We start from the raw sequence: 19,121 nt of genomic DNA on the forward strand, positions 1-19,121 counted from the left end.
AGCCGCCCACGGTCGCTGCGTTGCAGCGACGGGAAATCACCTCAACGCGAGACACCAGCGGTTTCTGAATCTCGTGCCATTCGGGACAGTCTTTCTGAGTCTAATCATTGACGACACACGAGGTATGGTTCCGATTTTCCGTGAGAGGTCGGGCGGACCGTACCGTGATCACCCTACAGGAACGATGGTTTGGCAATCAGTTTGATCGACGCTTCGATCTTAGTCTTCTACATGCTGGCGATGGTGGCGTTGGGCGTGTGGGTGGGGCGAGATCAGAAAGATCTTTCGGGGTACCTGCTGGGCGGGCGTGATTTGCCGTGGTGGGCCATCCTGGGTTCGATCGTCGCCACTGAAACCAGCACCGCAACCTTCTTGAGCGTGCCGGGGATCGCGTTCGCCGCAGGCGGCGACATGCGGTTCTTACAGCTCGCGCTGGGTTTTCTGTTGGGCCGCGTGATCGTCGCCACTGTGCTGGTGCCGCTGTACTGCCGCGGCAAAATCTTTACGGCCTACCAAATACTGCAACAGCGATTTGGGGGGGCGAGCAAGCAATGTGCCTCGCTGTTGTTCCTGATCACACGGAATCTGGGTGACGGATTACGGCTCTTTTTAGCCGGCATCGCACTCGAAAAGGTGCTGGGAATCGACCTCCACCTCTGCATCGCGTTGATCGGCATCGCCACCATCCTGTACACGTTCTTTGGTGGGATGAAGGCCGTGATCTGGAGCGACTGTCTGCAACTGGTCGTTTACATGGCCGGGGGATTATTGGCGCTAAAAATCCTGGCCGGGTTCTTGCCCGGAGGTTGGGCAGAACTGTGGGAATTTGGCAACTCCAGCGGACGATTTCAGCTGCTGGATTTCCGCTGGCAGTCGACGGAAACATTCAGCCTTTGGACCGAGACGTACACGTTTTGGTCGGGTTTGATCGGAGGTGCAGTGTTGACGTTGGGGACCCATGGTACCGACCAAATGTTTGTCCAGCGTTATTTGTGTGCCCGCAGTTCGCGCGACGCGCAACGTGCGGTGATTGCCAGTGGCGTGGTGGTCTTCGCTCAATTCGCGCTATTCCTACTGCTGGGTGTCGCGTTGGCCGCTTTTTACAGCACGGTCGAACCTCAATCGTTCGAACACAACGACGAAGTCTTTGCGACCTTCATCGTCGATCATCTACCGATCGGCTTGGTCGGAATCACCTTGGCTGCAGTTTTCGCGGCGGCGATGTCGACACTTTCCAGCTCACTGAATTCATCGGCCGCCGCCGCCGTCTCCGATTTCTACGCGCCGTGGGCCTACCCCGAAATTGCCGAGGATGATTCCCAAACCGATCACTCACGCAAACTGCTGTCCGCCGGTCGCGTCTTCACGATCGTTTTTGGCGTGCTCCAAATCGCCATCGGCATGGGAGCCAGCTACCTCTCCCGCAGCGTCGTCGGCGATGCCTTGGCGATCGCGGGCTTTACCGCGGGCATCTTGTTGGGAGTGTTCGGGCTGGGCATGTTCAGCCGCTCGGCCCACCAACGCGGCGCCCTGGTGGGAATGGTGACCGGGATCGCTGTGTTGACCGCGGTCAAATTCGGAACCTCCATCTCCTGGCCTTGGTTTGCAATCATCGGATCCCTCACCACCTTCGCCTCCGGGTTCCTTGCCAGTCAATTCTTTCCATCACTATCCCCTGCTGTATCGACCGTCGAGGAAAACTCGCGACGCGACGAGGAATCAAGATGAACAAGCATGTTTTCATTTCACTGTTATTCACCCTTGCTCTGATGACGAGTTTGCCGCGTCATGCCGCCGCGCAAGTTTTGGCGGGCATTGATGTGCTCCAACGGGACGAATTCCAACAACTCGCCGGCCGCAAAATTGGCTTGATCACCAACCATACCGGCACAAACGCTCGCGGAGTCTCCACCGTCAAGCTGTTCCATGAATCACCGGACGTCACCTTGGTGGCTCTGTTCAGCCCCGAACACGGTTTCGCCGGTGTCTTGGACCAAGCGAACATCGATGATCAACGCGACTCGCTGACAGGCTTGAACGTCCATAGCTTGTACGGCAAGACCCGAGCCCCCACGCCAGAGATGCTCGAGGGGATCGACACACTTGTGTTTGATATTCAAGACATCGGAACGCGTTTCTATACCTACATCTCTACCATGGGCGGGGCGATGAAAGCGTCTGCCCAACACCAAATCCGTTTTGTGGTGTTGGACCGACCGAACCCGATCAATGGTGTCTCCGTGCAAGGTCCCGTGCTGGATCCCGGCGACGAATCCTTCGTCGGTTACCACCCAATCTCCGTTCGCCATGGGATGACGGTCGGCGAATTGGCAATGATGTTCAAATCCGAATGGGAACTTGATCTCGACTTGCAAATCATTCCCGTCGAAGGCTGGGATCGCAGCAAAATGTTTGACGCCACAGGACGTCTCTGGGTCAACCCGTCTCCGAACATGCGCAGTTTGACGCAAGCGTTGCTCTATCCGGGAGTCGGACTGCTGGAAACCACCAACGTCTCGGTCGGACGCGGTACCGACACTCCCTTCGAAGTTTTGGGCGCCCCCTGGATCGACGCCACCACGCTGGCACGCGAGTTGAACGCTCAACCACTCGACGGAATCCGGTTTGTGCCGATCGAGTTTACGCCCGACACGAGTAAACACGAGGCTCAAAGGTGCGGTGGCGTCAACCTGATCGTGACCGACCGGGCCGCGTTTGACCCGCTGGAGACCGGACTGACGTTGGCCACCACACTGCATCGACTCTATCCCCAAGATTGGCAAACAAAGTCGCTGAACCGTTTGCTGGTAAGCGAAAAAACACGCGACGGAATCCTCAGCAGAAAATCGGTTGAACAATTAGTTGCGGCCTACCAAGATGAACTCAGCGATTTCAAACACCGCCGAGAAGCGTTCTTGCTGTACCGCGATTCCGGCAGAGACGAACCGTGAATGCGACGCCGGGTCAATTGCAGCTGGGACTGGAAACCTGTGTGGCGGAGCGACCGCGGGTGCTGCAGTCCGCACGAATCGGATTGCTGATGAACCGTGCGTCAGTCGACCGGGATCTTCGCCTGGCGTGCGATGTTTTGCACGATGCGTATCCGGGTCAAATCGCCGCCCTGTTCACGCCCCAGCACGGGCTGTGGGGTGATGCCCAAGCCAACATGATCGAAACCGACCACAGCTGGCACCCGGGTTTGAACGTTCCGATCTATAGCCTGTACAGCGAGTCGCGACGACCGACACCGGAGATGCTGGCCGGGCTCGATTGTTTGGTCATCGATCTGCAAGACGTTGGCACGCGCGTTTACACCTTCGTGTGGACATTGCTCGAGTGCCTGCACGCTTGCGCCGATGCAAACGTTTCCATCCTGGTGCTGGACCGGCCGAATCCGATCGGCGGCCGGATCGTCGAAGGCCCGCTATTGGATGATGCCTATCGCAGCTTTGTCGGCGGGGCATCGATTCCCATGCGCCATGGACTGACGATGGGAGAGTTGGCGTTGTTGCTGCAATCCGAATTGCGAATCGACGTTTCGCTGGAAATCATTCCTGTCCGGGGATGGTCGCCCGACGACACGTTCGATTCACTGCATCGCCATTGGCTGTTACCGTCGCCAAATTTACCGACCACGCAATCCGCCATGGTCTATCCCGGCCAAGTTTTACTGGAAGGAACTAATTTGTCCGAAGGCCGCGGCACCACCACGCCCTTCGAAGTCGTCGGGGCACCGTTCATCGATCCCGACACACTGATCCAAACGCTCGACGACATCGACTTGCCCGGCGTTCATTTCTTGCCGCTCTATTTCCGCCCCACGTTTGACAAATGGGCGGGCCAGTTGTGCGGCGGCATCTCGATCCACATCACCGACCCTCAGCAGTTTCGATCACTGAAAACATCGATCGCCATCCTGTCGGTGATCCAGCACCATTGGCCCGACGAATTTCGCTGGCTCGATCCACCCTACGAGTACGAAACGCAGAAGCCACCGATCGACATCATCTATGGTTCTAGCCGGTTACGACAAGAATTGAATCAAGGGCACACGATCGACGATCTCGCCGAACTCGACGTAACATCGTGGAACCAGCGAAGTTGCAAATTCCAACTCAACGATCCGAAAGAAGATCGTTTTCGTGGTTGAGCGAGGAAGATTTTCACGGACCGTCCACAGAGCCCGAAACTGCTGTTTCGTTCGCCGCACATAACCGTTCCAAATACGCCTCGGCCTCCGGCGTCAGCTTGCTGATCCGGACCGTGGTCAAATGTTGCAAAGCTCCTAGCGGTTGAACGTCTTCCAACGTCACCACGTTGCGATTGCGTATTTGCAGCCACGACAATTCCTTCAACTTGGCAATTTCCTGAAACGTTCCCTTGTTCGGATAAAACCTGCCGTACAGAGAAAGTGATCGCAGCGAAAGTCCATCGACGAATCGGAGAGGCGTCGACACATCGTTGTACAACGTCAGTCCCTGTAATTGATCCATCTGTGACAAAAACGGCCAGACGAACAGGTGGTTGCGTATCAGCAGGTCGATCGGCGGGTTGATCGCTGCGACAATCTCGAGATCACGGGCCAGGTTTTCATCGACGTTGAGATCCAATTCTTTCAGGCCCAGGTCAAGCCATTTATGCAGCAAAGCGCGTCTCAGCGGCCGAGATCGAATCGTCAAACGATACTTCCAACGCGTACTGGGCTCGTCAATAAACTCGACATACCCGTCGTACACGCCGACGGTTCGCAACCCCATCGGCAACCAGGCGGTGATTCCGTCGAGGGTGATGTCGGGTCTAGCAGTATCCTTTCGGTTTGCGATATCGATCCGGCCAAAAGGCTTCGGATCGATCAGTTGCAATCGACGATCATCGAGATCGCACAACTGCAGATCAAGCTCTCCAGCCCGCAGCGAGCTGATCGCCCTGCATGCCTGATCGGTGAGTTCACATTGACGCAACAGTAACCTGCCCATCCTTGAGGTGTCCGTCTGGCAAAACATCTGTATCTCGTCGGCGTCAAAGTCCCACAAAAAACACGAACCGACCGGTTGCAGCTGACCAATCGATGCGAGTTGACGCATCACGCTTCCATTCATCCGACTGCTTTCCTGGTGGTAGAATTCCGCGGAAAACACCAACCGACTCAGACACGGCAAATCACTCAAACGGCCAAGCGTTGACGGAACAATCCGAGTGTCGTGAAGATCCAACGCCTCCAGCATCGGGCACGTGGTCAGATGATCGATCGCGCCGCTGGTGATGTTGTAGTTGCCCCACAGCGACAATCGTTTCAGTCGCTTGCACTTGACCAATTCGGCGACGTCATCGACAGCGATCCCGGTGCGATTGAGATACAGTCTCTCTAACGATTCAAGATGTTCGATTCCCACCAGACCGCCACGGCGAATCCGACTGTGCGACAGATCAACTTCAATCGGCGTGGCCCAGAAGTAACCCGTCCGAGCATGCAACCCATCCAGGAAGGACGCACGGTACTTCACCTTCCCACCAAGCGATTCGAATCGCGTGACGGTGCTGTGAACCCGCGCATGACGCTGATAAACGACGATGCCCACCGCCGCAACAACGGCTAGCAGCAGGAGTGTTCGAATCGAGAATCGAATTCGTTTCATCCGGGACATCCAAACGCGGTTTTCTGAGAAAAACAGCCAAATCAAGCTCACCGTGACGCGATGACTCCAAACCTGTCTCGACTTTCGGTTAGTTTAACAACTTGATCGAAGCCGGCTTTTTCGCCGCGGCACAGAATCATTCACCATGTTGCCCCCCTTGAGATGTCTGGCGTTATGAAACCCGCAACCCTCTTCTGGACGTTTTTACTATTCAGTTTCATCGTGATGGAGCATCCCAAAGCCTCCGCAGCCATCGTCGGGTACACAGACTACGCATCGTTCCAATCTGCCGCGTTCGGCAGCGAAAGTGTCATTGATTTTGACTCAATCCCCGGCGGCAATAGCATCAACACGATTGACGACGTCACGTTCTCGAGCGGCGGATCCATGAGTGTTTATGTGACCGACGGTATCACCGACGGCACCATCAGCCCCGATAATTTCATTGGCAACGCAAACTTTGCTTTTCCTGAATTCGAGAATGAAGTGATCACCATGAGCTTCGGCACTGGACGTTCCGCCGCGGGCATCTTCGTTGTCTACGAAGGCTCCTTGTCGACCTCGTTCTCGCTCACGTCGGCAGGCGGCAGTCAGTCGCTCGAAGCAACAAGTACCGTGATAGATTTGCCAGGCCCCGCAAATGGCTACTTTCTCGGGTTGGTCGACAATACGGGGGCGAACAGCATCAACAGCGTTTCGCTCCAAAACCCGACCTCAGATCGCCCTTACTATTTTGACAGCCAAACAAGCTTTATCGCTAGCCCCGTTACGATTCCTGAACCCGGTTCCTTCGCGATGCTGGCTCTAGTCGGCAGCGTTGTGGGTTGCCGCCGGCGACGCTGAACCGAGCACGGCTGCACGAGGGGCGGATGATCCCGCCAGTGTCGGATGGTCCGGACGAACGAGGCCATTTGGTGGGGCATCCGTTCGAATAGAAATTATGGAACGTCGCAGAATATTCTCGTCATTAGCATTCCTCCTGGCTGCCTCCGCCGTCAGGGTGAGCGCCCAGACTGCTGCGGAGCAATCTGAAACGACCGACACGACCGAAGACCTCGCCCATCGGCTCGGCATTTCACTCGACCGCTTGCGTGGTTTTCTGATCGGATCGCTTTTGGGAGACGCACTTGGCGGACCGATCGAGTTTTCCGATCCCGACCGTTTGCCCGACGACATGCCGCACGTCCGTGATTGGAAGGCCGGAACGAAACTGACAGCGACACACTGCGAAACTCTTGCCCGAACGCTTCGGCTGCGTGGCTACGAAACGCTACGCCCCGAAACGGCGCCCTTTGGACCGTGGCGAAAACGTGCACCGGCAGGCACCATCACGGACGATTCGCGTCACAAGATCATTCTATTGCGTGCAATCAAGCGAACGCTTGATAACCCCCAGCAAGGCCCGTCACGCTCGACCGCTCGCGTTTGGCAGCCGAGTATTTGCGTCAGCTGCGACACGTGGATGAAACCGCCGAATCGACGGCAGCGCTGGATCATGACGGATTCAAACCCTACCGTGACGCCGCCCGTTGGTGGACGGCCAAGTCACAGCACGCACCGGCCAACGTTGCTTCCGAACCGGCGTACCCTCCCGAGCGACTTTGGGCAGGCGTGGCCAATTGCTCCGGCCAAATGGCGTTGCTTCCCCTGGCCGCCGTCTTTCCAGGAAAACCTGTCGCGGCATACGAAGCGACCTACGCCATCGACTTTTTGGATTCCGACCGTGCGGTCGACTTCTGTGCCGCAATCAACTCGGGAATCGCAGAAGTGCTTTCGGATCGCCACAACGATTCGGATCCGAACACGCGAAAGCAAACGCTGATCCAGACGGATCCCTACCACTACACCGACATCCCGTTCACCGACAGGCCGTTTGCCCAGTGGCTCGGCCGAGGGCGGCAATGGGCCGAGTCGGCCGATCGGGATCCGCGTCAACTGTTTGAAAAATTGGAGCAAGATGGAAAGCCCCATTATTGGTGGGATGCCCATTTCACGTTCGTGGTGCCGCTGGCAATCATGCACCTCTGTCGCGACGACCCGTGTCGAATCGGCCGGCGAAGGCAACATGAATTGCACGCTGCGTGCAACGCTTCAAGACCAAGCTCGTCGCGAACGAACATTGATTCTGAAGCAATCGCGTCCCTGGAAACCAAACGCCAATGGATCGACATCGCTAGGGAGTGGATACGCCACACCCCCTGACGCCTCGTCGCGAAAGCCGCCAATGTTCTCGGCACGTCGCCCTGCCCGTCGAAACTCTTGACGAGTTCCGCTACGTCGCGACCGGCATCGGCACCGCCGGTTCATCACTCTGATAGGTTTCGCTCTCGTCTTCTGATTCGTGCACCAATCGCCCTCCGGCGCTCCAGTACAACGAGTACGTGACCGGAACCAGATACAAAACGACCACGGTCGCGAATAATTCTCCGAACGCGATACTGGTCGCCATCGGGATCAAAATCTGTGCCTGGATCGACGACTCCATCAAGATGGGAACCAGCCCACCGATCGTTGTGATCGTGGTCAGCAAGACGGGGCGAAACCGTCGCACCCCGGATTCAGACAGCGCTTGACCGATCGGCATCCCGCCCCTGACGCGGGAATTGATAAAGTCGATCAACACGATCGAGTCGTTGACCACGATCCCGGTCAGCGCGATGATTCCATAAAAACTGAACAGCGTCAGCGGCAATCCCATCAACAAGTGCCCGACCACGGCACCGAGCGCTCCGAAGGGGATGATCAACATCACCAACAACGGCTGCACCGCGGACTTGAATTCGATCGCCAGCAGGATGTACATCACGAACAACGCCACACCAAACCCGCTGAACAAGCTGCCCATCGACTCCGCGCGCCGCTCCTGCTGTCCCTCCCATCGCACTCGCACGTCGGGGTATTTGGACAACAACCCCGGCATGAACTCCGCTTGCAGATCAGCGACAATCTCCTCCGCATTGCCGGTCTCCTCGTCCAGGTTGCTCGACACCGTGATCGACCTGGCTTGATCGATCCGATTGATTTCGGAATAGCTTCGCACGACATCGATCTCGGCGAGTTCCGTGATCGGACGTTCAATTCCGTCACTCAGCCGCACCCGGACCTCGTCAAAGTTGGCCAGCAACCGGCGATCGTCGCGCGGGTAGGTGACCATGATTTTGACTTCATGACGTCCGCGTTGGACCCGCATGACTTCTTCCCCGTAGTAGGCCGCACGCACGGTTTCGGCCAAATCTGCGGTCCGCACGCCCATCGCAAATGCTTCGGGTTTGACGCGAAAACGATATTCCCATTTGCCCGGCACGGAATCATCCTTGATGTCATAAACGCCGGGATACTTGGCCAGTTTTTCTTTGCACTCGTTCACCGCCGCTTCCAAATCAGCGACGCTTCGCGACGGCCCGAGCAATTTGAATTCGATCGGCGTCCCGCCGGGGCCGAACGACCGGGTACCCAAGGTTAGCTCTTCGGTCCCCACGATGGTCCCGACCGCTTCTCGCCACTGGGCGACGATCGCCCGACTGTGCACGCCGCGGCTTTCCGCATTGACCAGTTCCACTTCGACGCTGCCCTTGTGACCACCGCCACCGGACGGCATGGGAGATCCACCGGGTCCGCCGCCTTGCACCGAAGCACCGACGACACGGTACGACGTCTTTGCGATCGGCTGGCCCTTCTTCTCATAACGATCAGCGATCCGCCAGAACGCGTCCTCGACCTTCTTCGTCGCCGCGATCGTCACGCTTTCCGGTGTCCCATCGGGAAACACCACGTTCGCACTGAGCGTGTTGCCGTCGACCCTGGGAAAGAAGTTGAATTGAATGATCCCCGATCGGTACAAACCACCGGTCAAGATCAACGCCGCGAAACAGAGGGCGACTGCGATGGACCGATTGCCCAACGACCACTCCAATGTCGGCTTATAGATGCGGTCGATGTATCGGCCCAACAGCCACGTGGCCGCCACGTTCAGTTTTTGGGCGACAAACAGCAGCGGCCGAAAAACATACAGAACGACGTGAAAGATCCGAAAAATGATGCTGTCTTCGTGTGCCAGGTGACAGGGCAAAATCGTGATGCATTCGATCAGCGACACCAGCAAGATCGCGATGATGGCCGCCGGCATCACCGCCGTGAACTTCCCCATCGTCCCACTGACGAACAGCAGCGGTGCGAACGCGACGACGGTTGTCAACACGGCCGTCGTCACCGAAGGGATCACTTCCACCGTTCCATCGATCGCCGCCCGCATGTGTGACTTGCCCATCTGTCGGTGGGCGAAGACGTTTTCTCCCACCACAATGGCATCATCGACCACGATGCCGAGCGCCATCACGAACGCGAACATCGAAATCAGATTCAACGTTTGCCCCGTCCAATACAAGAATATCCCTGACGCCAGAATGGCGAACGGGATTCCCAACGCCACCCAAAACGCCAACTTCGGATCCAAAAATAACAGCAACAGCGTAAAAACGATCAGCAAACCCTGTGTCCCGTTGTTGAGCAACAGGTCCAACCGGCCACGGACCTCGACCGATTCGTCGCTCCAGGTCATCAGCTGATATCCACTCGGCAATTCTGCCTGCTCGACATAACTCTTCACCGCGTCGATCATCACGAACAAGTCTTCCGAGGTGCTGCGTTCGACCGACAACGCCAACGCGGGTTGCCCATTGATGACGTTGATTGCCGTCGCGTCGGTAAACTCATCGCGAACCGTGCCGAGGTCCGCGACGGTCAACACCGCACCACTGGGCTCGGTGACCAACGGCAGCTCGGCGAGTTCGTCGCCACGGGTACGACGATTGTTCCCACGCAACAACACTTCCTGCGATTGGCTGCGAATCGAACCGGCAGGCAACTCGCGATTTTCCCGCCGAATGATCTCCGCCGTCTGACGCAGCGTCAGCCCGTGTGCCCGAAGCGTCTGTTCGGGAATCTCGATGTCGATCTGGTAATTACGTGCGGCGAGGAAGTCGACCTGTGAAACCGATTCAATCGCCAACAGGTCGTCGCGGACCCGCTCGGCGACCTCTCGCAAGTCCAACTCCGCTTGCGAAGAAAGCGTGTCGTCGGCGTTTCGGGGTGCCCATTCAGGTGCCAACACGCCGACGCGAATCGAGGGGCGTCGGTTGGTCACCAGGGTGACCACCGGGTCTTCGGCCTCCAGCGGAAAACTGGGGATTCGATCGACGCCCGAGCGGACCTCGTCCAAGATACGATCCGCAGACCGTGCCCCGGGAACGAGCTCCATCAACACCGTGCAGGAACCTTCCATCGCCACCGTCGTGACTTTCTTGATTCCTTCGATCGAACGAACCGCTTCCTCCACCTTTTGTCCGATCCCCTGTTCCGCCTCCTGCGGCGCCGCCCCGGGGTAGGGCACGGTGACCGTGATCCGGTCGAGTTCGAATTCGGGAAACGATTCACGATGCATGGCCCGCAAGCAGAACCAGCCCACGATCATGATCGCCACCATACACAGATTGAGTGCGGCGCGATTGTTGATCGAGGCGTGGACGATGGACTTCATCATTGGGGGCGTCCTCCCCGAGTCGCGCCGCCGGGATGTTTCCCCGCTGCGTTACCGACTGCGGCTGCATTGGGCTTGCCACCCGGTGGTCCGCGTCGGCCCGCACCGATCACCGCATCCGCCGACGTGCTGACCGGCATCCCTTCGACAGGCGTCGCCAGCGGTGAGGTCACGATCAAATCGCCGGCGCGCAGACCGCCGCTACGCTGGTAGGCAACGACGTAGTGTTCAGACGAATTGGCGATCGCAATCGATTTCTTGTGAAGCTTGCCCGACTCAACGATCCAGACCGCGTTGCCGGGCTGGATCGCTTGGTGAGGCAATCGGACCAGCGGGATCGGCGGTGCCGCGTGAATCCGCACTTTCACGAACATGCCCGTCATCAAGGTTGGCGGTTGCAGATTCGCGCTCTCTGCAGTGATTTCCGCGCCAAGACTTGGCGAATTCCCCCCTGTCGCGTCGTCGGTAACGGGATCCGAATCCGACGGTTTCGTCACCAACGCTTCGGCACGCCTGGTCGATTCCATGTCGCTCAGCTTCATCACCGCGGTCGGATCATCGACGTGGACGCGACACGGCACCATGCGTGTTTGGGCATCGACGCCGGCCCCGTCATAACGATCGACGACGCCTCGCCACGCGTAGTCTTCTTCACCGAGTGAATAAATGACGGTCGCCGGGGTTTCGGGAAAATCGTAGCCGCGTTCATAGCCGTTGGCCGAGCCGTCCACCGAATCGCTCTGCCACAACCAGTGCATCTGATGCATGTACAGCTTGCAGCTGACATCCAGCTGCGAGGTGTCTTGCAGCACAACAACCGGCCCCCCGGCTTGAACGTATCCGTCCTGCTCGACACTTTCGCTAACAACGACGCCGTCGATCGGCGAAACGATCTCGGTGCGGGTCAGATTCAATTTGGCCTTGTCCAGATTCGCCTGCACGAGTGCTTTGGCACTTTCCATTCGCAGCCGGCGCTGGATCAACAAGTTCCGCTGATCGATCTGCGATTGCAGGGTATTGCGGGTCGTCAGCTCGGCCCGGCGTGCGCTGTCGACTTCCGTATCGGACGCGGCACTGCGACGCATCAAATCTTCGCTGCGTTTTAATTGCCGGACGTCGATCGCCAATTGTTGACGCGACGATTCGATCTGGTTGTCCGAGGAAGTGATTTCCGCATCCAGCTCCAAAATCATCGCATCGGCCTGAGCAAGCTCTTCGGCCAGACGCCGGACCTCAAGCTGATAGTCGTCCGGTTCGATGCGAAGCAATACGTCGCCTTTCTGGACCGTGCGACCACTGCGACACGCCTCCGATTTGTACTCAACTCGACCCGAAATCTGTGCCGAAATATCGATCTCGCGATAGGGAACGACCACGCCATCGACGTCAAACGAAATGCCTTCGGTGTGTGCGACCGCGGGCCGGGCGACCACCAACGGGGGAGGCGCCGGCACGGGTTCCTGGACCGGAACCTCGGGCGTCCCCATCAGAAAAAAACCGCCCACGCCGGTGGCTAAAATGGCGATCGAGAGGAACGTCTGCCCAAGGGCCGGAATCCATCTATTCATCAACGACACCCGTAGAATCTTCAAGCTGTAAACGCGGCGGTGCAATCGTGTTCGATTGAAACCCCACATGATAGCTCAAGTAGCGGACGTCCACGAATTTGCCGGCCCAGCCCGCCACACACGCCACACGCACCGTCCCAACGCCTGCCCCACCCATCGTCTTGCCCCCATCGTCTTGCCCCCATCCCTAATCGGGATCTACTACAATCAGTCTCCCATCAACCTATGCCCCGCCCCTGACTGCTTCCAGATGAAACCGATTCCCCACCCACCTTGCCACGCACTCCTCGCTCGAGCCGGACAATTGGTACTGCTGCCCCTGTTGATTCTGTTTACCTCCCAGCCCACCGCAATCGCGGCTGACGAATCCGCAACACTCGCCCTGTTGGTGCACACGATTCGCCAGAGCGACCAAGACACGGTGCGGGCTTCGTTAATGAAAGGCATGCTGCTGGGGCTGGAAGGCAGACGAAACGTCCAGGCGCCGGACGAGTGGAGTGTGCTGGCGAAGGAATTGTCCCTCAGCGAGAATGCGTCGATTCGAGAATCCGCCAATCGTCTGTCACAGATTTTTGGCGACGCCGCGGCAACCGAGCGGGCACTGGCGACACTCCGTGATTCCAACGCGCCCGAGTCCGAGCGTCAGGCCGCGCTCGACTCGTTGGTAACGCAGCGCTACGAGGGCTTGGCCGACGAACTGGAAGGGCTGTTAGAGATCGACGCGCTTCGACTTGATGCGATTCGCGCCTACGCGATCATCGCGAAACAAGACGCCCCCAAAATCCTGCTCGACCGCTACCCCAACGCAACCCCCGAAGCACAGCGCGCCACGATCGAAACACTCGCGACGCGAAAAGCCTACGCAAAAGAATTGGTCCGCGGAATCAAGCACGAGAGCGTCCCCCGCGAACACGTTCCCGCCTACATCGCCCGATCCCTACGCGACATTCTCGGCAAGGAGTTTACCGACGTTTATGGCGAGATTCCTGAGCTAAACAAGAACACCAGCGAAACGATCGCGAAGTACAAGCGATTGATCACCGATGACGTGCTGGCCGGTGCCGACGCGGGCCGTGGACGCGTGGTGTTTCAAAAGACTTGTGGGGCCTGTCACTTGATGTACGGCACAGGTGGCAAAGTCGGACCTGACTTGACCGGATCCAACCGAGCCAATTTGGACTACTTTCTGTTAAACAGTGTCGATCCCAGCGGGGACGTGCCGGAAGGCTATCGAACGCAGTTGATCCAGACTGTGGATGGACGCGTGTTGACCGGCGTGCTGGCCGAAGAGGACAATCAACGCGTCGTGCTCAAGACGGTCGATCAACCAAGGGTGGTGATCGCCAAAGAAGACATCGAAGCCAGAAAAGTGTCCGACAAGTCCATGATGCCCGAAGGGCAACTCGATCAGCTGAGCCGCAAAGACCTGTTCGATCTAGTCAAGTACATGCAAACGAAATCGCAAGTGGAGGCGGCCCAATGATCATCACAAGAACAAGTTCAATTCAACACGCCGAGCGTCCGGACGCCGGCGTGAACCAGCTGATGTCGTTTGATGATCGACCGTCTGACGCTAGCCGACGGGCAGACAACCCAACGACGCGTCTCGCAGCTATCTGCCTCACACTGGTAATCCTGATCGGTTTCCCGGCAGCCGTCACCGCACAACAACTGCTGCCCAAACAACAGCACCGGACCAGTGATGCGCCGTTTTTGAAACCGGATGAAGCGGTCAAAAGGATGTCGATTCCGAAAGGATTTGAAGTTTCGATCTATGCCGCCGAACCCGACTTGGCCGAACCGATCGCGTTCTGCTTCGACGACCGAGGCCGCATGTGGGTGGTGGAAAATCTGAACTACCGCACCCGCCGCGAACACACCGACGACAAAGTCAGTCGGATTCAGATCCTGGAAGACACCGACAGCGATGGCGTCTTTGACAACAAGAAAACCTTTGCCGACGACCTGACCTTCACCTCCGGAATCGCGGTCGGCTTCGGAGGCGTTTACGTGGGTTCGCCGCCGAATTTTAGTTTTATCCCCGACGCCGACGGCGATGATCGCCCCGACGGACCGCCACAAGTGCTGCTGGACGGCTGGGGCATCAACGACCGCCACGAAACGCTGAACAGTTTCATCTGGGGGCCGGACGGATGGCTGTATGGATGCCACGGGGTGTTCACCCAGTCACGCGTGGGCCAGCCCGGCGAAAGCGATTCAAGGCGTCAATTCATCGACGGCGGAATTTGGCGATTCCACCCCGTTACGAAGAAATACGAGGTGTTTGCCCGCGGACTTTCAAACCCCTGGGGATTCGATTTCGACAAACACGGTCAAGGATTCGCCACTTGCTGCGTCATCCCGCACCTGTTTCACGTCGTCCAGGGCGGCGTCTACACCAAGCAAAGTCGTCCGCACATCAATCCGCACATCTACGACGACATCAAAACCATCCGCGATCACACGCACCTGTCCGCCCACGGCGGGGCAAGGTTTTATTTGGCCGATGCGTTTCCCGAGGAATATCACGACCGACTGTTCATGTGCAACATCCATGAGCACTGCGTGCTGACCGATGTGATGGTGCCCAACGGTTCCAGCTTCATCGGCAAACATGGTGACGATTTCCTGCCCACCAACGATTTGGCCTGGGTCGGTTTCAGTGTCGAGATTGGCCCCGAAGGCGGTGTCTACATTCTGGATTGGCACGACACCGACATCTGCGGCAATGCAATCAACTTTCCCCAAAGCGGACGGGTCTATCGGATCATGCCCGAAGGAGCGGCTCCCATCGCCCGCCCCAATCTGCGATCGCTCTCGAACAGCGACTTGATTGCCATGCAATGGCATGCGAACGACTGGTACGTTCGCCAAGCCCGCGTGCTGCTGCATTCTCGGGCCGCAGCCGGGACGCTCGATCGATCAACGGCCAAGACGCAACTGGTTGAGATGTTTCATCAGGCCGACACTTCGCCGAAACGATTGCGTGCCTTGTGGGCGGCCCACGTGACCGGTTCGGTGGCACCTGCGGAACTGACGATGCTGCTCGATCACGACGATCCCTATGTTCGCGCCTGGACGATCCAGCTGTTGAGCGAGCAAACGACGGTCGACGCCTTCTTCTTGGCGGATGTCGAATCGTCTCAGGCCGAGTTGGACACGAAGCTCTTGAACAAATTCGCGTCGATGGCAGAACAGGATGAATCGCCCGTGGTACGGCTCTACCTGGCGTCTGCCGTCCAGCGTCTGCCGTACGCCGACCGCTGGCCGATCCTCCAAGCCTTGGCGATGCACGCCGAAGATGCAACGGACAACAACCTGGCACGGATGTACTGGTTCGCGTTGGAACCGATGGTGCCAGAATTCCCGGAACAGGCGTTGGCGCTCGCCGTCAACGGAAAACTTTCCAGCTTGCAAGAATTTGTGGCCAGGCGTTTGGCGACGGGAGACGTCGCTGAGGGATCAGATCCGGATTGGCAACGCGTCGTGGCAAAAGTCGCACCGGGATTTGACGTCCGCAACGTCGGCGAGGGAGGCATCGTGCATCACCAGGTTTTCCGCAACCGATCGGCGATGCAGACTCATCCGAAAGATCGCAATCAACCCTGCCGAATGATCCGTGATGTGAAAGTCCCCGAAGGCAAAACAACGAGCTTGCAGTTGCGAGTCAGTCACCACCCGCACGGCGATTGGCAACTGCGAGTCCTGGTCGGAAAAGACGTCCTCGCGGATCAGACGATCAGCTCGAGCACCGTCTCGAAGGACGAATGGCTGGACGTCCACGTCGATCTGTCCAAGTATGCCGGCCGCCAGATCCGTCTGACCTTAGAAAACCGGGCCAACGACTGGCACAACGAATGGGCCTACTGGAACGAAGTCAAACTGGTCAGCCGATAGCCGACCGAATCGTCTCATCCGCTCCACATCATTCCGCCACCACATCATTCCGCCACCCCGTCATTCTGCCCCCATCGTTCTGCCTATTCTCTGCCAGGCAAAATCGATCCATTGGCACAATGATCAGGCATTCAGCCCCGGCCTATTGATCACGTCCGCCGCCCTGGCCGACCTGAATCAGCACGTTACTCGAATCGGGCAGCAAGTCGACTTCCGCGTTGGACTCGATCAGCGTATCGAGTTCCATGACCGACAAGACCGTGTTCAGGATTTCAGGGTCGGCGGCGGCGATTTCGTTGAGCGCTTTGCCGACGATCTTGGGACGTGACGCGGACGCTTCAGCCATTTTCTGTGACACCCGGAATGCCGTCTCGCTCTTGATCAGACCGACACGGTTTTCTCCGTCCTGCTTCATTGCGCTGGTCACTTGAACCAGCCGCTTGACAACCTTCTCGGTGATGTTGTCGACCATCAGCCGATCGGTGAACGCGACTTTACGAATGTAAACCGACCCCAGCGTGTATCCCCATTTTTCCGACAACGGCGAGACCGTTTTGCGAACCGTCCGGCTGAGCGAATGTCGGTCTTCGAGCATCTTTTCCATTTCCAAGTTGCTGAGCGTGGAAATGGTCGAACTGGTCACGTTGGCTTGCAGCGAACCATCGGGATTGGCGTTGGTGAACAGATACGAAACCGGATCGGTCACCCGCATCTCGTACCAGATACCGACACCCATCGGCGTGCCTTCCTCCGAATTGACCATCTGGCTCCGTAGGTAATGTTGACGGAGTGACGTGTCGACCACGTAGGACTTCCCGAAGAAAGGCACCAGCAAGGCTCGAGGGCCGAACTTGAGCACCGGGATTTGCAACCCCGGTTGATCAAGCGTCCCGATCACCTTGCCGAACAAGGTAAAGACATGTGCCTTGCATTCGCCGACGCAGGCATAGAGCCCAAAGAAGCGTGCGAAGCCAAGCAGAATTGGAATCAACATCAAGCCGAAGATAAATCCGCCGCCGAACCATCCCATCGTATCACCCTATCAATAATCGTTGTATTTTCAGTTTTGAATGCCAGCCTGTATCAATCGTCTCTCAACCGCCGGTGTCGGCCTGGGTGGTCTGGATCACACGTCGGGCGACGGAGTAAAGCGGAATCCGGGCGTTCCGCAGATAGGCGTGCAAGCAGGACGATCCGCCTTCCTTCTTGATCTCGGTGAGCGTCTGGGCAAGTTCACGAAGGGGTGCAACTTCCGCTTGTGCGTTGTTCGTCGCGATCTCCACGGCCCGAGCACTCATCGTGATCTGTTGCTCGCTATCGGCCCGCGCGGTGCTGAGGTCGGCGGCGACTTGGTTTCGCGTGCTGTTGATCGCCGACAAAGCTCGATCGACTTCTCCCGGGGGATCAATCTCGGTGATCAGTGCCGCGTCGAGTTCAATCCCGTAGCGACCGGTCGTCGAACGGCATTGCTCTTCCATGTATTGGTTCAGCAGGGGTAGGTTTTTGCGCAAGTCGTTGATCGAGACGCCTTCCGACAGATCGATCGCCGGTGACGTTTGCTCGCCGGCGTCTTCATCGACGTCCGCATCGACCAGCAGCGTTTGGCCCTTCGGATCAACGAAGTTCGCGACTCGCTCGCGAAGCACGCTGACGAAATAACCCATCACGTGCTCGAGCGGACTGGCCACGCCGAACAGGTACGGATAGAGGTTGCTTTCGCTGATTCGATAACGGAGTTGGCCGTTGATTCCGGTCGTCAGGTTATCCTTCGTGACCGCTTCGATCGTGTCCTGCGCTTTGGAGGGGTCCCAAGAAAGGTCGACCGCCTGGGTCGCGACGGATACCTTGTGGACATCTTGCCATGGCATTTTGAAGTAGGGACCGCCGGGGCCGACGACACGGACTTGCGGGTATTCGTACCGTTGGTGTTCTTCGTCGCTCAAACCGTCAGAATCCGTGTCACCGCCGGTGACCTGCATGCCTTCCAATCGCTGGGCTTTCCCGAAACTCGTCACAATCGCCCGTTGATCGGGGCTGACCGTGTAGAAGCCGCCGACAATGCAGCGGAAGAAGCTGTAGATGATGATCCCCATCATCAGTCCGAGGATAAATGACATAGCCGTGCTTGGTGTGATTGGGCGAAAAGTGGGACCGGTACCTTGAATCTAAAGATACCCCACGCTTAAGTCCGGGCGGGGCGTTCCTCCCCGCAACACCCAAAATGGGCCTCAACTCCCACCTTCAAGGGCGATTTTTTTTTCAGACAAGTCGACAAATCCCCCAACATTCTGTCACCACCGTTCCGCCCCAACACCCTCTCAGATCCTAGTTGGTGCCACCCACTATTTAGTTAACGCAGATCCTAGTTGGTGCCACCCACTATTTAGTTGACGCAAATTCTCCGTCGGGCCTAGTTGGTGCCACCCACCAGATCCTAGTCAGATCCTAGTTGGTGCCACCGAGATCCTAGCCCGGATATTGCAT

At 57.7% G+C, this 19,121-nt stretch carries 12 protein-coding genes and 1 pseudogene; 8 read left to right on the top strand and 5 right to left on the bottom strand.

The window, feature by feature from the left end; genetic code table 11:
• Positions 1-189 precede the first annotated feature (189 nt).
• The 3 genes from NZK35_RS12135 to NZK35_RS12145 are packed head-to-tail and all read left to right on the top strand — an operon-like array spanning position 190 to position 4,150.
• On the top strand, positions 190-1,728 hold the full coding sequence (locus NZK35_RS12135; protein WP_259632800.1) for a sodium:solute symporter: 1,539 nt from the start codon (positions 190-192) through the stop codon (positions 1,726-1,728).
• Positions 1,725-2,951, top strand: a complete 1,227-nt coding sequence (locus NZK35_RS12140) for an exo-beta-N-acetylmuramidase NamZ family protein (protein WP_259632801.1) — start codon at positions 1,725-1,727, stop codon at positions 2,949-2,951. Before NZK35_RS12135 ends, NZK35_RS12140 begins: the two co-directional genes overlap by 4 nt.
• Positions 2,948-4,150, top strand: coding sequence for an exo-beta-N-acetylmuramidase NamZ family protein (locus tag NZK35_RS12145; protein ID WP_259632802.1), 1,203 nt, complete (start codon positions 2,948-2,950; stop codon positions 4,148-4,150). Before NZK35_RS12140 ends, NZK35_RS12145 begins: the two co-directional genes overlap by 4 nt.
• 13 nt (positions 4,151-4,163) lie before the next feature.
• Here NZK35_RS12145 and NZK35_RS12150 read toward each other — a convergent pair whose 3' ends face one another.
• Entirely contained in the window at positions 4,164-5,636 is a 1,473-nt protein-coding gene (locus tag NZK35_RS12150; protein ID WP_259632803.1) for a leucine-rich repeat domain-containing protein, read from the bottom strand.
• A 174-nt stretch (positions 5,637-5,810) separates the two neighbouring features.
• Between NZK35_RS12150 and NZK35_RS12155 the strand changes: the two genes are divergently transcribed.
• The 3 genes and pseudogenes from NZK35_RS12155 (at position 5,811) to NZK35_RS12160 (ending at position 7,838) form a co-directional block, all read left to right on the top strand.
• Positions 5,811-6,479, top strand: a complete 669-nt coding sequence (locus tag NZK35_RS12155; RefSeq protein ID WP_259632804.1) for a PEP-CTERM sorting domain-containing protein — start codon at positions 5,811-5,813, stop codon at positions 6,477-6,479.
• Between the two features lie 97 nt (positions 6,480-6,576).
• Positions 6,577-7,026 (top strand): annotated as a pseudogene (locus tag NZK35_RS34920) (ADP-ribosylglycohydrolase family protein); the annotation flags it as partial.
• A 35-nt stretch (positions 7,027-7,061) separates the two neighbouring features.
• Positions 7,062-7,838: a hypothetical protein gene (locus NZK35_RS12160; protein ID WP_259632805.1), complete on the top strand. Its 777-nt coding sequence runs from the start codon at positions 7,062-7,064 to the stop codon at positions 7,836-7,838.
• A 70-nt stretch (positions 7,839-7,908) separates the two neighbouring features.
• Here the strand turns inward: NZK35_RS12160 and NZK35_RS12165 are convergent, their stop codons facing one another.
• Positions 7,909-11,175 carry an efflux RND transporter permease subunit gene (locus NZK35_RS12165; protein ID WP_259632806.1) on the bottom strand — a complete coding sequence of 1,089 codons (3,267 nt, stop codon included), beginning with the start codon at positions 11,173-11,175 and terminating at the stop codon, positions 7,909-7,911.
• The gene (locus NZK35_RS12170; protein WP_259632807.1) at positions 11,172-12,740 is read right to left on the bottom strand and encodes an efflux RND transporter periplasmic adaptor subunit; all 1,569 of its coding nucleotides are present in this window, start codon (positions 12,738-12,740) and stop codon (positions 11,172-11,174) included. The genes NZK35_RS12165 and NZK35_RS12170 overlap by 4 nt, the downstream gene beginning before the upstream one ends.
• A 250-nt stretch (positions 12,741-12,990) precedes the next feature.
• On the opposite strand from NZK35_RS12170, the gene NZK35_RS12175 reads away from it, so the two are divergent.
• Both NZK35_RS12175 and NZK35_RS12180 read left to right on the top strand, forming a co-directional pair.
• Positions 12,991-14,223 carry a c-type cytochrome gene (locus NZK35_RS12175; protein WP_259632808.1) on the top strand — a complete coding sequence of 411 codons (1,233 nt, stop codon included), beginning with the start codon at positions 12,991-12,993 and terminating at the stop codon, positions 14,221-14,223.
• On the top strand, positions 14,220-16,637 hold the full coding sequence (locus tag NZK35_RS12180; protein ID WP_259632809.1) for a PVC-type heme-binding CxxCH protein: 2,418 nt from the start codon (positions 14,220-14,222) through the stop codon (positions 16,635-16,637). Before NZK35_RS12175 ends, NZK35_RS12180 begins: the two co-directional genes overlap by 4 nt.
• Positions 16,638-16,779: 142 nt before the next feature.
• On the opposite strand, the gene NZK35_RS12185 is transcribed toward NZK35_RS12180, so the two are convergent.
• Together NZK35_RS12185 and NZK35_RS12190 are read right to left on the bottom strand one after the other, a co-directional pair.
• The gene (locus NZK35_RS12185; RefSeq protein ID WP_259632810.1) at positions 16,780-17,667 is read right to left on the bottom strand and encodes an SPFH domain-containing protein; all 888 of its coding nucleotides are present in this window, start codon (positions 17,665-17,667) and stop codon (positions 16,780-16,782) included.
• 64 nt (positions 17,668-17,731) lie between these two features.
• Positions 17,732-18,754, bottom strand: a complete 1,023-nt coding sequence (locus NZK35_RS12190; RefSeq protein WP_259632811.1) for an SPFH domain-containing protein — start codon at positions 18,752-18,754, stop codon at positions 17,732-17,734.
• Between the last annotated feature and the right edge of the window lie 367 nt (positions 18,755-19,121).

The organism is Stieleria sedimenti (genome assembly GCF_025060895.1).
In the GTDB taxonomy this organism is placed as follows: domain Bacteria; phylum Planctomycetota; class Planctomycetia; order Pirellulales; family Pirellulaceae; genus Stieleria; species Stieleria sedimenti.